This is a genomic window from Planktothrix sp. FACHB-1365 (assembly GCF_014697575.1).
In the GTDB taxonomy this organism is placed as follows: Bacteria; Cyanobacteriota; Cyanobacteriia; order Cyanobacteriales; family Microcoleaceae; genus Planktothrix.
The window spans coordinates 95107-109605 of the sequence record NZ_JACJSC010000014.1; the positions used below are offsets into that span (position 1 = coordinate 95107).

General features: G+C 38.9%; 12 protein-coding genes. 7 read left to right on the top strand and 5 right to left on the bottom strand.

Annotated features, from left to right (window positions below):
* Positions 1-13: 13 nt before the first annotated feature.
* The gene (locus H6G57_RS16340; RefSeq protein ID WP_190520341.1) at positions 14-784 is read left to right on the top strand and encodes a sulfite exporter TauE/SafE family protein; all 771 of its coding nucleotides are present in this window, start codon (positions 14-16) and stop codon (positions 782-784) included.
* Positions 785-797: 13 nt separating this feature from the next.
* Here the strand turns inward: H6G57_RS16340 and H6G57_RS16345 are convergent, their stop codons facing one another.
* Positions 798-1181: a hypothetical protein gene (locus tag H6G57_RS16345; protein WP_190520343.1), complete on the bottom strand. Its 384-nt coding sequence runs from the start codon at positions 1179-1181 to the stop codon at positions 798-800.
* Between the two features lie 154 nt (positions 1182-1335).
* On the opposite strand from H6G57_RS16345, the gene hslO reads away from it, so the two are divergent.
* The 5 genes from hslO (at position 1336) to H6G57_RS16370 (ending at position 6966) form a co-directional block, all read left to right on the top strand.
* Positions 1336-2268, top strand: coding sequence for an Hsp33 family molecular chaperone HslO (hslO, locus tag H6G57_RS16350; protein WP_190520344.1), 933 nt, complete (start codon positions 1336-1338; stop codon positions 2266-2268).
* A gap of 409 nt (positions 2269-2677) precedes the next feature.
* Positions 2678-4915, top strand: a complete 2238-nt coding sequence (locus tag H6G57_RS16355) for a hypothetical protein (RefSeq protein WP_190520346.1) — start codon at positions 2678-2680, stop codon at positions 4913-4915.
* Positions 4916-5593: 678 nt separating this feature from the next.
* Positions 5594-5953, top strand: coding sequence for a late competence development ComFB family protein (locus H6G57_RS16360; RefSeq protein WP_190520348.1), 360 nt, complete (start codon positions 5594-5596; stop codon positions 5951-5953).
* 140 nt (positions 5954-6093) lie between these two features.
* A complete protein-coding gene (locus tag H6G57_RS16365; protein WP_190520350.1) occupies positions 6094-6420 on the top strand; it encodes a hypothetical protein in 327 nt (108 codons plus the stop codon).
* A 159-nt stretch (positions 6421-6579) separates the two neighbouring features.
* Positions 6580-6966 (top strand): hypothetical protein, encoded by a 387-nt coding sequence (locus H6G57_RS16370; protein ID WP_190520352.1) that lies wholly within the window; start codon positions 6580-6582, stop codon positions 6964-6966.
* Between the two features lie 39 nt (positions 6967-7005).
* Here H6G57_RS16370 and H6G57_RS16375 read toward each other — a convergent pair whose 3' ends face one another.
* Positions 7006-8859 (bottom strand): ABC transporter ATP-binding protein, encoded by a 1854-nt coding sequence (locus tag H6G57_RS16375; protein WP_190520354.1) that lies wholly within the window; start codon positions 8857-8859, stop codon positions 7006-7008.
* Between the two features lie 179 nt (positions 8860-9038).
* Positions 9039-10172, bottom strand: a complete 1134-nt coding sequence (gene dprA, locus H6G57_RS16380) for a DNA-processing protein DprA (protein WP_190520356.1) — start codon at positions 10170-10172, stop codon at positions 9039-9041.
* 185 nt (positions 10173-10357) lie between these two features.
* Between dprA and blaOXA the strand changes: the two genes are divergently transcribed.
* Complete coding sequence (gene blaOXA / locus H6G57_RS16385; RefSeq protein WP_190520358.1) at positions 10358-11266, top strand: class D beta-lactamase; 909 nt, start codon at positions 10358-10360, stop codon at positions 11264-11266.
* 74 nt (positions 11267-11340) lie between these two features.
* Here blaOXA and H6G57_RS16390 read toward each other — a convergent pair whose 3' ends face one another.
* Positions 11341-11763 (bottom strand): ubiquinol-cytochrome c reductase iron-sulfur subunit, encoded by a 423-nt coding sequence (locus H6G57_RS16390; RefSeq protein WP_190520360.1) that lies wholly within the window; start codon positions 11761-11763, stop codon positions 11341-11343.
* A gap of 144 nt (positions 11764-11907) precedes the next feature.
* Positions 11908-14496, bottom strand: a complete 2589-nt coding sequence (locus H6G57_RS16395) for an ATP-binding protein (RefSeq protein ID WP_206756693.1) — start codon at positions 14494-14496, stop codon at positions 11908-11910.
* Positions 14497-14499: the final 3 nt, after the last annotated feature.

Below are 14499 nucleotides of genomic sequence, written 5' to 3' on the forward strand. Positions count from 1 at the left end.
TAATTTTAATAAAATGGAGAATTTACTCACTTTCTTTCCTTTATCCATTCTAATTTTAGTCTTTTTCTTGACCGGAATTATTAGTGTGGTCACGGGTTGTACGTCTTTAATTACTGTCCCTGTAATGTTACAAATGGGAATAGAACCCGACATTGCGATCGCTACTAATATGTTAGCATTAACCTTTCTAAGTTTAGGGGGAACTATCCCCTTTATCAAAGAGAAAAAACTGAATACTCAGCGTTTACCGAGTTTAATTTTTTTAACAATATTAGGTTCAATTTTAGGAGCTTTTTTAGTTTTTACAATTTCTAAAAATACCCTATCGTTGATCATTTCTTTGTTGATGGTGGCGATCGCAATTTTTGTATTTTTAAATCCCCAAACCGGAATTAAACCTCATCCAGAACCTGCTTCAAAGTTATCAGAAAACTTAGGATATCTAGGAACATTTTTATTAGGAATTTATGGAGGCTTTTTTAGTGGGGGTTATGTCACCCTACTAACGGCGAGTTATGTCATGCTATTTCATCAAACCTTTATTGAAGCAGTGGCGACGACAAAAGTAATTAATATCTTTTCATCCTTAGTGGCTACTTTAATTTTTACCACCCACGGAATTGTTAATTATCCCTTGGGAATTGTCCTCAGTTTAACAATGTTTATGGGAGGAATATTAGGGGCAAAAATTGCCCTTAATATGAGTAATCTTTGGATTAAACGACTGTTTATGTTGACCGTTTTAGGGTTAGCCATTAAAACCTTTTTTTCGGCTCTTTCCTAAACACCGTTGGCGGTTAGTTTTTATGGGTTAAAAATTCCCGTAACCGCATTAAATTCATCGTTTGACCTAAATTTAAAGGTAATAGAGAAATTCCTTCTAAACGAGATTGTACCCAACCTTCCCCCCAATACCATTCATGAAACCCATCAATTCCTCGACTCAATAATAGCCTTAAACAATTGGGTTGAGCAACATCAACATAATGTTGAATTATAACCGGGCCAAGGGAACTGGTAAAAGTTAATCCCGGTTGAAATTGTTCAGGAAGTCCAGGATTAAATTGTTGAGGCCATAACCATTTTTGCAACTGACTCGGACGCATTAAACTGTCTCGAATATCAGTTTCTTTGGCATTGACTTCAATACGGAGACTACTGTGTTGAAACGTACCGAGCATAACAATTTCACAAGTTTAAATAACGGTATGATTTATTCTATCAAAATCATCTTCTACTGACACTCAAAACCCTACTTTACAGGCAAGATGCCTGTTCCACAGACCTGACACCCGATAAAATGGGAGCAGGTACAAATTGTTAAAAACTGTAAACATGGCAGATCAACTAATTCGGGCAACAGCCGCAGATGGGGGAATTCGGGCAGTCGGCATCATTACCACCCGTTTGACGGAAGAAGCAAGACAACGACATAAACTGTCTTATGTGGCAACAGCAGCGTTAGGGCGAACCATGGCAGCCGGATTACTGTTAGCATCGAATATGAAACGGGCAGAATCCAGAGTCAACATCCGCATCAAAGGCGATGGCCCCTTGGGGGGAATCTTGGTAGATGCGGGGTTAAATGGAACGGTACGGGGGTATGTGGATAATCCAGAGGTGGAACTTCCTCCTAATTCTATGGGAAAATTAGATGTCGGGGGCGCAGTGGGTGCTCAAGGCTATGTGCGAGTCGTGCGAGATGTGGGTTATGGCTATCCTTACACCAGCACCGTTGAATTAATTTCGGGTGAAATTGGCGATGATATTACCCATTATTTAGCAACCTCTGAACAAACTCCGTCGGCTTTAGTCTTAGGGGTATTTGTTGATAAAGAAGGAGTGCAAGCTGCGGGAGGATTATTATTACAAATCTTACCGAAAGCGGCTATCGATGAAGAGTTGGTGGCTAAATTAGAATCCCGTGTACAAAGCTTATCGGGGTTTACTCCCTTGTTAAGAGCCCATAAAACCTTACCTGATATTTTTGAAGAATTATTAGGAGATATGGGATTAGTGATTTTACCTGAATCCCAACTGGTTCGATTTGATTGTAATTGTTCCTTTGAACGGGCATTAGGAGCCTTAAAAATGTTTGGAACTGAAGAACTCCAAGATATGATTGAAAAAGACAATGGTGCAGAAGCAAAATGTGAATTTTGTGGGGAAATGTACCAGGCAACATCTGACCATCTCGCCCAACTGATTGAAGATTTACAAATGAAACCTGAACCTCAAGACGTGCGAAAAAATTCAATTTTATTTTAAAGCAACGTTATCAGTTATCAGTTATCAGTTATCAGTTATCAGTGGTTAGATTTACTTGGAGCCTACGGTCTGAACTTGACCAGCCACGTTTTTACAGAAGTTAACCCTCTACCCTCCCTTCCCCCCATCTCCCCTGTCCCCCTGTCCCCTTGTCCCCTTGTCCCCTTGTCCCCCTGTCCCCCTGTCCCCCTGTCCCCCTGTCCCCCTGTCCCCTTGTCCCCCCGTCCCCTTGTCCCCTTGTCCCCCCGTCCCCTTGTCCCCTTGTCCCCTTGTCCCCTTGTCCCCTTGTCCCCCCGTCCCCTTGCTGTTTAAGTATCGACAATGGTATAACTCCGAAGAACCCCCTTGTGTCCCCCCTGCCATTGAATAGGTTAAAACCTTAGTCTGCTTCAAGCTGTTTGGGTTAATTATGAGTGAAAATCAAGAACAACACAGTCAAAGTCAATCCCCTAAAACGACCGATACCGGGAATTCTCCCCAAATTCCCATTCGTTCGTTGGTTCGGAAAAGTCGTGCAGAATGGCTGAAGGAACTTTGCACGAACTTGGAGGTGACGAAGACCCAACCCCCAACTTCTACTGAAGCACCGCATTCTGCTCCACTAGCGAGAACAGCCAACCAGATTGTTCTTTATCAACCCCCACTCACCTCATCTTCCCCGAAACCGGAAAAACGAAAACGTTTTGTTTTCCCCAGAACTATTCCGGTTAACTTAGTTCCTCTAATCTTAGCGTTGTTGATTTTAGTTCCCGGCGGAATTGGGGTTTTAGCTGTAGGTCTATTGTTCCGTTTACCCGCTTTACCCAATTGTCCTAAAATTTTCTGGCCTGTAGCCTCTGCTTCGTTACGATTATATTGTGCAGAATCTGCCGCTAATAAACAAACCGTTGCCGATTTATTAGTCGCCATTGATTTAGTTAATAGTTTACCAGAAGATCATCCTCTACGTCCCGAAATTAATCGCCAAATTGAACAATGGTCAATGGATATTTTAGATTTGGCTGAGGAGATGTTCCAAGCAGGTCAACTCTCAGAAGCCATTGCCGCCGCAGAAAAAACCCCTGAACATACCCCAGCTGCTGCTCAAGTTTCTAAACGCATTGACCAATGGAATTCTATTTGGGATGAAGCGGAAAAAGTTTATGAGGAAACTGAGAATTTAATGCGCCAAGAAAAGTTGAATTTGGCGTTTAAAGAAGCCACATTATTATTGAATTTGGGGAATAATTATTGGGGAACAACTAAATATCAAGAACTCACAGATCGGATTGCAATTACCCGCGAAGATAGTCAAAAATTAGCAAAAGCCAGAAGTTTAATTGAACAGGGCAGTGTTGACAATTTACTGGCAGCCACCAAGTTAATTGATCAGCTTTCCCCAGACAGTTATTTAAAAGATGCTGGACAAAAAGAAATTACCACCATCAGCAATAAAATTATGGCGTTGGCGGAAGAAACCCTAAAAAATGGCAATTGGCAAGAAGCGATTAATATTGCCAATAAAATTCCCAGCAGTGCCAATTTACAAGAAAATGTTAAAGATTTTGTTATTTTAGCTAAAGCTAATGTTCCCGCTTTATTAGATACCGTTGCTGGATTAAAAGATGCGATCGCCCAAGCCCAAAAAATTGGTCGAGATCGCCCCCTTTATCAAAAAGCCCAGGAGTATATTAGCAATTGGCAAGGATCTATTGCAGATGTGGCTACCTTAGAACGAGCCAGACAATTAGCTCAACCCGGAGGTGTTAACGATCTCAGGGCGGCCATTGCCCAAGTCCAAACCATTCCCGCTTCTAACCCCCGTGGACAGGAAGCTAAAACTGAAATGGTGAGTTGGACACGCCGCATTGAAGAAATTGAAGATAAACCCTTATTAGACATGGCCGAACAATTAGCCAGTTTTGGAGATACAGATTCTCTCAAACAAGCCATCGCCCAAGCTCAAAAAATCGGTCGAGGACGGGCTTTATATGATAATGCCCAAAATCATATTGCGGAATGGAGAGATCGCAGTCAACGATTAGAATATCAACCGATTTTAGATCGAACAGAACAGTTAGCCGCCGAAGGCAATTATGCAGAGGCCATTGCCCAAGCCCAACAAATCTCCTCCGGTATTGTGTTATATAGCACTGCTAATAGCAAAATTCGTCAATGGAAAACCCAACTCCGAGATCTCGAAAATCTCCAAAATTCAGAAACCTTAGCAGCACCAGGAACCCCGGATTCCTATGTAGCCGCGATTAATATGGCGAATAAAGTCTCGAATTCCAGCCGATTACGTTCACAAGTTGATCAACTCATTAATCAATGGAGCCAAAGTTTATTACAACTTGGCTTAGATCAATCCACTTATGATCTCCCTGGGGCTATTGGGATTTTAAAGAAAATTCCCCCTGGAACTAGCACTTATTCCCAAGCTCAAGCTCAAATTCAAGATTGGCAACAATGGTTAAATCCTCCGACTCCTCAACCGGAATATCAACCCCCCGTTGAAGAGGTACAGCCCCCTGTTGAAGAGGTACAACCCCCCATTGAAGAGGTACAACCGCCCCCCGAACCGAATCTACCCCCCCAAGACGCACCCAATGAACCCCCTCCCATTGAGTTAAATAAACCGCTCACAACCCCAGCAACAGGGATTTAAGTGATGAACAGGGAACAGGGAATTACAAATTACGAATTACAAATTACGAATTACGAAATTCAATATTCGATTGAATTGAACCGACCGACTGAGAACAGGAAACCCCTTTCAGAAAGAGGGGTGAATAAGCGGATCAAAGGAAAAAAACACCTCCAAGTTAACCGTATTATCCGATCTTCCCGAAAACTTCACAATTATGATTTAGACTGTTTTACTAATATCACAGATCAGGGTCATTGAGCCTTTTATACAAAGCAAATTAGGAGTTTAAATTTTGCAGGGTACAATAGATCTCAGAAAAATTTTAGGCTGAAAATCAGGAACAATAATGCGGAATTCCTCGTTAAGAATATGAAGTAGAACATTAAGGAATCAAGGCAACCTTGACCTCAAAGGTACTCAGTATATCTTGTATCCTGAACTACATTATAGAAGGGGATTTGGGGGATGCGGTTCCATTCAGGATCAGTCTCAATACTGCATAAGTAAAACAGGTGTAGACATACATTAAATTGAGGAGTTACTCACTCCAACACCAAAACTGATCAAGACAGAACGTGGAATCCGAATTGAGAACGAGCTTTATTTGCGTTGATGTCAAATGTGTTTCTGGCTTCAAACTGTAAAATTGTCTCTTAATCTTTACCCAATCTATTCCTAAAGGAGGATTTTAATTCCATGAAAACTATTCACCAGGATGAGCCAGTATTCGGTTGCCGAAATGCCATGGAAGAATTAGTCCTTGAAGAACTTGAACGCCAATTCCGCAATTTACCACCAGAACTGGTTCAATCCATTAATTCTATAGACGTATTAACCTATGCACTCAATCGTCTACCACCTCTATACGCTTCTACAGAAGAGGGATATGAATGGCAACAGCAACAAGCTCGAAAATCAATGAAAGGGTTTATTTATCGGATGGTTAAATTAAGTATCAAAGTTTCTCAGCGAAAAGCTAAAGTGTTTTCTGAACCCTTAAGAATTTATCCCCAATCAGCTTGGCAAAACTTGCAATTGTTGTCAGAAAATAGTTAAGTTAATGGAAAACTAATCGGTTCTATAAGGATTGAGAATTAGATTAGAAGGGTGCTTGATATTGATTCCTACTGTCATGTTTTGAGTTGGATGATGGGGAAACTCTTGCAAAATTTGGTTGACTTTCAAACCTATATTGAATGCTGAAGTTTACCCCTATGAATGTCCTTTGTCCTGAATCTTCTGCACTAGCGTATCAAGCTTTAGAGGAATTAACACTTGAAGAAATAGAACAACAATTAGAGAGTTTACCGGATGAAATTGTTGTATCAATCAATAAAACAAAGGCAAGTGCTTATGTGCTTAATATTTTAGCTCCCTTGCATCGTTGGGTTGGAAAAGAACACCAGGGACATCCCTATTCTACCCCTAACGTCCTGAAAGAAATGATCTCCGAAGCAGTGACACTTTCCTTGTTGCGACTTCTGTGTATTCCCTCGGACAATAGATCAGAGCTTTATTTCTGAAAAAACTGATCACCCCTGATTTTTTCTCTCTAAATAGATCAAGAATATCACAGATATTCCCTTGGATAGATTTAAGAGAGAAATTCCTGATTTCTTCTATTTTTTGAGTAGATCTACATCAGGATTACACGGATTTTATGTTGTCTCCAATTGATCACTATGTTATTTTTCACTTTAGCGTTTCAATACTATCTAGTGGTGGCGTTCATCGTTTTCGCTGTGTTTCTACGAATTTTTTTAAAAGATAAATCCACACCCAAGACTCATATTGATTCTTGGGTGGTGATCGGATTTTCTGTTATTTTTTGGCCGATTGTTCTTCCCCTTGCTCATTTAGAACGTCAGGCCAAGAAAAATCGAAAAAACCTCTATCTTTGTTGGAATTCTAACTTAGATCAGCCTAATCCTACCTTCAGAAACCATAACACAATTCCTTTTCCTTACTGGCGCTTAAAAGTAGATTCACGGAATCAACGCTGCGTCCATCTATCTCATACCCTGCACGAGATTTCCTCCCATCGAATTCAACGAAAAGTCCGATTTTAGGATAGTAGGGTGGGCTAGGCCCACCAAAGCTATTTTATTTTAATTTGTTTCCTGGACTTTTAGCATTTGTAAGTTGTATAAACTGGCATATAAACCATTATGTTGAATTAATTCATCATGACTACCTGACTCAACTAATTGACCTCGTTTTAACACTAAAATTCGATCCGCATTTCTAATTGTTGAAAGACGGTGAGCAATAATAATTGCAGTCCGCCCCATTAACAAACGTTCTAATGCCTCTTGAATTAACGCTTCGGTTCCCACGTCTAAATTAGCCGTAGCTTCATCTAACACTAAAATATGGGGGTTACGAATAGCCGCCCGGGCAAAAGCTAAGAGTTGTTTTTGACCACTCGATAAATTTGTTCCTCGTTCTCGTAATTCCGTATTATAGCCTTGGGGTAATTGTTCAATAAATTGAGCAACATTTGTTTTTTCTGCTGCTTGTTTAATTTTTTCCAAGCTGTAGGATTCTCCGAGGGTAATATTACTTTTAACATCTCCAGCAAATAAAAATCCATCTTGTAAAATCACTCCAATATGGCGTCGAAGTTCCGCTTGACGTAACTCTCGAATATCAATGCCATCGACTAAAATTCGTCCTTGACTCGGTTCATATAATCGACACAATAACCGAATAATTGAACTTTTTCCGGCTCCTGTTGGCCCCACTAAGGCAATTTTTTCTCCGGGACGAATTGTTAAATTGAGATTTTTGATCACATAATCATCATTTTTATAGGCAAACCAAACATTTTCAAAGCGAATTTCCCCGGTTTGTACAGAATTTTGTTCATCAGGATTAAAGGCGGAAAGATTGGCAGTAATTTGATCAAGATCTCGAATTTCAATCGGTTCATTGAGAATATTATTAATCCGTTCAATTGCTGTAAATCCTGATTGAATAGCCGTAAATTTTTCGGCAAATTGTCGCAGAGGATCAAACAATCGTTGAGCGTATAAAATAAAGGCGGATAAGGTTCCAAAACTCAATTGATTATCCACAACTTGCTTCCCCCCAAACCAGAGCACAACAGCAATGGCAATTAAGGCAATCCATTCTAAAGTTGCCGATACCGCAGAATCATAAAAAATGGTTTGATCAACGGCTTTAATATACTGATGATTTGTAACATTAAATAATTCAGAATTATACCGCTCTCGCCGGAAGAGTTGGACAACACTAATCCCGACCATATTTTCTTGCAATTGGGAATTGAGATTAGATAACTCATCTCTGGATTTATAATTAGCTTGGCGATATTGTTTTTGAAAGTAAATGATTAGTGCCGTTACTGGAACCATCATTAAAACTAAAATTAAAGCCAATTTCCATTCCAGTGTAAACATTAAAATGGCAATCACGACAATGGAAAATAAATCACTGATAATCCCAATTGCACCTGTGGAAAATACATCTCCTAAAGCATCAACATCACTGGTTAAACGAGTAATTAATCGCCCTACAGGAGTGCGATCAAAAAATCTAACGGCTAAAGAGGTAACGTGTTCAAATAAATCATTGCGAATATCAGTGGTCATTTGTTGACCGACTTTCTGCACCCAATATCCTTGAATGGCTTGGAGTAAAAATCGGACGATAATTGTTAGTAACAGCACAACCGCCAGCAGATTCAATCCATCGGATAAGGGCATTTCCTTGAGGAATGAATAAGTGGCTGGTTCTTGACGAATTAAAGAAATCGCTTGTCCAATTAAAATCGGTTGAACTGCACCACAAAGCGATAAAGGAATGAGTAAAACTAAACACAGAATTAATAAACGCTGATTCCGTTTTGCATACTCAGCAACTCGCATCAGTAACCGCCAGTCTGTTTCGCGCGAATTCTGTTCTTGAGGCGTATTTTTGGGGGAAAATAGGGTAGTCATTCCAACTTGAATTAGGACATTATTTCACTCCCTAAAAGTTTAACACGCCCAAGAACTTTAGACAGGATGGCCCACAGAAAAGCAATCTGGATAGCTATCCAGGGGTCATGGAAATTATCAGGGCCTCCCTATCACTGACCCATTAATGATCTGTAGCCAAGATTTAAGCCTTTCCTCTTTTAATCAATTCTCCGATACCTCATCCCCGGTAATTGTTCTACTAATCCTAATAATTCTAATTGTAATAAGGCTGCGGATAGGCTTCCGGCTTCTAAATTGAGATTAACAATAATTTGATCAAAAGCAGTGGGTTCTGAAGAAAAAGCTTGCAAAACTTGAGTTAATTCTGGGTCTAAATCAGGTAAGGGTTTTGCAGGTTCAGGTTGCAGGCTAAACAAAGATGATTGTTGAGGTTCATCTAAAGGTGGCATGGCTCCTAATTGCTCTAATAATTCTTCTAAATTAACAGGAATCATACTGGCTCCCCCATTAATTAATTTTAAACAGCCTTGAGATTTTTCATCATCTAAACGTCCGGGCAATACATACACATCTCGACAAAATTCATTAGCAACATGAGCCGTAATTAAAGCCCCTGATTTTTGAGGAGCTTCCATCACAAAGGTTGCTCGACTTAACCCCGCAATAATTCGATTTCGTTGGGGAAAATGGCGGGGATTCGGTTTAGTTCCAGAGGGATATTCACTGATTAATAATCCTTGATTCATCACCCGTTCACAGAGTTGAAAATTTTCTTTCGGATAGATAATATCAACCCCAGTTCCTAACGCAGCAATGGTTCGTCCTCCTACTTCTAAACAACTGCGATGCGCTTCGGTATCAATTCCCGCCGCCAGCCCCGAAACAATGGTAAACCCTCGACGGGCTAAAGTCATACTAATTTTACGAGTCCAGCGTCGCCCATATTCTGTGGGGGTGCGGGTTCCCACAATAGCAACCGTCGGGGTAATGCCTCGATTTTCCTGGGGTTCAACGATTCCCCGATAATATAAAACCGGAGGAAATGTCGGAATTTCTAATAATAATCGAGGATATTCGGCATCCGCAGGAGTCCAAAAATAAGGGTTTTTAGCAATATGTTTTTCTAAGAATTCTTTGGGGTTAAATTGCGATCGCTGTTGAATAATTTTATCAACGGTTTGTTTCCCAAATCCATCAACTTCTATCAACTCCTTTTCCGTTGCGTTCCAAGCCATTTCTAAGGTTTTAAAATGGTGTTGTAGACGTTGAATCGAAACTGAACCTACCCCATTAATTTGTGACCACGCTAACCAATATCCTCGTTCTTCCACAACACTTAAACTCCTATATTATTTTAAACTGAACAATAGAATACATTACTTTAATCGGTTTTGTAAAACTATCAAGTTGTCTCACCCATAAAAATTATACCGCAGTCAAGATTGTATGCTAAACTAATCTAATATTCTATTTTATTTTACCCTCTGTTCCCTGTTATTATAGCGAGTCCAAAAGAATGTTATTAAATAGAAACCCTTTAAACCCTAAAAAAATTATTAAAACAACGGCTATTGTATTGGGGTTGAGTAGTTTTAGTGGTGTCCTACTGGCTACAACTCAAGCCCAGTCTAAATCAACAATTTCCCTTGTCAAAACCGAGCTTTCTAGTTCTGAAAATATTACTCAAAAAGATAATTTAGAATTAAAATTTGAGCGTCATTTTAAAGAATTAGGAATTGAGGGTTCAATTATTATTTATGACTCCAATCGTAATCACTTCTATCAATATAACCCCACCCGCAATCAAACACCCTTCTTACCTGCTTCTACGTTTAAAATTCTCAATTCCTTGATTGCGCTAGAAACTCAAGTGATTGCAGATGAAAAAACAGTGCTAACTTGGGATGGAATACAACGCTCTATTCCGGGGTGGAATCAAGACCTAAATATGAGAGAAGCCTTCAAAGTTTCTGCGGTTTGGTTTTATCAAATTTTAGCGAGACGTGTGGGTTATGAACAGATGAAATATTGGGTAACTCAAGCAGACTACGGTAACAAAACCATCGGAAAAGCCGAAAATATTGATCATTTTTGGTTGGATGGAGAGTTGCGAATTACCCCTCAAGAGCAAATCCAATTCTTGCGACGTCTCTACAGCAATGAATTACCGTTTTCTATGCGATCGCTATCCCTTGTAAAAGATATCATGGTTGTCGAAAAAACTCAAGATTATACCATCCGAGCAAAAACGGGTTGGGAGAGCAAAGGAAACCCAAATATTGGTTGGTATGTAGGCTATTTAGAACAGAATCAGAATGTTTATTTTTTTGCGACTAATATTGATATTCGTAAGCCAGAAGATGCAGACGCTCGTAAGGTGCTAACCCGTCGTTGTCTTCAAGAGCTTTCACTCGCACTACATTGACACCCTCACCCCACCGTTAAGCAAAGCTGTAACTATAGTCCCTTCAAACCGAGATTATAGATAATTTTACTAACTTAACTCGGTTTAACTAAAATTAGATTTCCTTCTACTTTAGCAATATAAGGTTTTAATCCTTGATGAGCAGGGCCTTTCATCAGTTGACCGTTTGCTGTGAATTGAGAACCGTGACAAGGACATAGAAATTCTTCTTTATTTCCTTTCCATTTCACAACACAACCTGCATGGGGACAAGTGGGATTAACGACAAAAATATCTTGTGAGTTTTTCTGATTATGAATCACTAAAGCGGGAATTTTAGAGTTAAGAAGAGATCCCTTTTTATCCAGTTCTTGAATTGTTCCTACTGGGATAAAACCATCAGGACGAGTGGAGGGATTAGCAGCAGTTGTTGGCTTAGAACAGATAGCTAAAACCAAGGGAAAAAAACTGGCTAAACTTCCGACACCAACCCAAGCTAAAAAAGTTCTACGGTTCATATAGTTTCAACGAACTAGCCTGACGATTATTTATTATAACAAAATTTTTTATTTATCTAAAAATTTGATTTCAATTTCTTGAGCCGATAAAGGTTGAGCCAATAAATAACCTTGATCATTATTATTAAATAGAGGGGAAATTGATTAGTTTTTCTCTTTGGCTAATATTTCTTGAATTGTACTTGTGAGTTGACTCAGTTTAACAGGTTTAGCCAGATAGTCATTAGCACCTGCTTCTAAGCATTTTTCTTGATCGCTTGTCGCTGCTAAGGCAGTCAGAGCAATAATGGGAATCGTTGCTAATCGGTGATCGCTATGCTTACGAATCTGTTTAATCGCTTCTAAACCATCCATAACTGGCATCTGAATATCCATCAAAATTAGGTTGGGACTCTGTGATTTAGCAATATCAATCGCCTCTTGACCATTTTTTGCTAAGATAACCTGGTATCCTTTTGCCTTCAGATAACGAGAAGTCGTAATAATATTAGCTTCATGATCTTCTGCCAACAGAATCACAGGTGATGTTTCTAAGACTTGAGTTATGGGATTTTTGCCCCCATCTAAATTTGATGATTGGGGGCTAGAAGATTTAGGAATTGGGGACGGCAACTGTTGATAAGGTAAACGGAAGCTAAAACAACTACCGACACCAATTGTACTCTCAACTTCTAGCTGACCACCGTGCATTTCCACAATCCGTTTCACCAGCACAAGTCCTAAACCTGTACCCGCATATTGACGATTTAAAGCACTATCAATTTGCACAAAGGGTTTAAAAAGTTTATCCTGATTTTCAGGAGTAATCCCAATGCCATTATCGCTGACGGCAAAACAAATAGAGGGACGACCAAAAGCAGTTTCCGTTGGGGATTCAACTTTAACTGTCAAGGAGACTCTACCCCCTTTGGGAGTGAATTTAATGGCATTATTGAGAAGGTTAATTAAAGCTTGGAGAATGCGTCTTTCATCTACAAACAAATCGGGGAGATCAGGGGGAATTTCCGTCTGAATCTGAAGGCGTTTTTGTATTGCCTGTTGTTTAATCAATACCAAACTTGATTGGCATAACTCGTTAATGGATGTGGGGGCGAATTCTAGTTCAATTTTTCCTGATTCAATTTTAGCGACATCAAGAATATCATTAATTAATGAGAGCAGATGAGTGCCACTGCTGGCAATGGTTTCTATTGCCTGTTGTTGTTTCTCGTTGAGGGGGCCAAAAACTTCTTCTGTTAAGGCTTCGGACATCCCTAAAATAGCATTCAGGGGAGTACGCAATTCATGGCTCATATTAGCCAGAAATTCATCTTTGAGGCGGGTGGCATGGGCAAGTTGTTCATTAGATATTGCCAATTGTTTATTGCTTTTAATTAATTTTGTTTCTGTTCTCTGTTTTTCTATTAATTCTTTTTTTGTCTGATTAAGTAGATATGCTTGTTGAATGCCGATCGATAATTGATTAGAAATTTGTTGTGCAAAATCAATTTCTGACTGTTGCCATTGTCGAGCTTCATAACATTGCTGAATACAAAGTAAACCCCATAATTTTTCCTGAGTAACTAAGGGCATTACTAAATTAGATCGAATTTTAAGTTTCTCTAAAAAATGACGATAACATTGATTCATTGTGATCTCATTAATGTCATCTAAAATTGAAATTCTACCATAATAATAGTAAATTTGACATTGTTCTGAAAAACAATCTTCGGTAATTTTAATATTCATAATTGAATCCACCCCAACTTTAACAGATTCAGATATAAATTTCCCAGAAGTATTGTTAGATTCAGGATCAAATTGAAAAATTCCAACTCGATCAACGTCGATAAATTCACGAATCTCCTCTGTTGCCGTATGAAAAATAGTTGTTAATTCTAAAGATTGACGAATCCGTTGGGTAATTTCCTTGATTAATATTTCTCTTTCTGTTTGACGTTGTAAAATATCAGCATTTTCTTGAATTTTATTTGCCATGCGATCAAAGGCAACAGAGATTTGCACAAGTTCATCTGAACCTGTTAATTTAGTTCTAGTATTTAAGTATCCTTTTGCTAAACTATTACTAGCATAAACTAATTGAGAAACTCGTCGCGTCAGAGTAAAATCAAAGAAAAACCATAATCCAAAACTAAATATCATTAACCCGCCATTAAAAATAAGCGTTCCCTTTAAAGCAGTATTAAAAGCATATTCTTTCATCAGGCTAAGATCATATTCAATCAAAAGAATGCCTGTCCGAGAAGGTTTGATTTCATTAGGTAAAATCGATGAAATTAAAGGATAAATTGCAATTAGCTTTTTTTTATCTTTAGAAAGTAGTATTTTTCCTGCCTGTTTTTCGCGTACAGATGCGAAATTAGACAGATAAGCAGCAGCTATTGTCTGGGAGATGGGATTTCCTTTAAGTTCATAATGATTTGACAAATCAATTATATTTTTTTCATCTATTTTTAGCACTAGAGTGATATTCATATCACTGCCAAGCTGACTAATAATCGTAGTTTCTGCATAGTCAATATACTCACGATTTTGAGTATCTATGCGTTTTAAATAATCTAATATTCTTGCTGTTTGTCCAGCATAAATTCTCAGATAGTTTTGGGCATTTGTTCTCTGCGTATTGTAGCTTTCAACAACCTGTTGATTAAACAATGTAATTCCTGAGAAGGTACAGTAAGTAATTAAAATGGCTGGAATTGAAAATCTTAGGGGGAGGGGAAAACGTTTCATCAT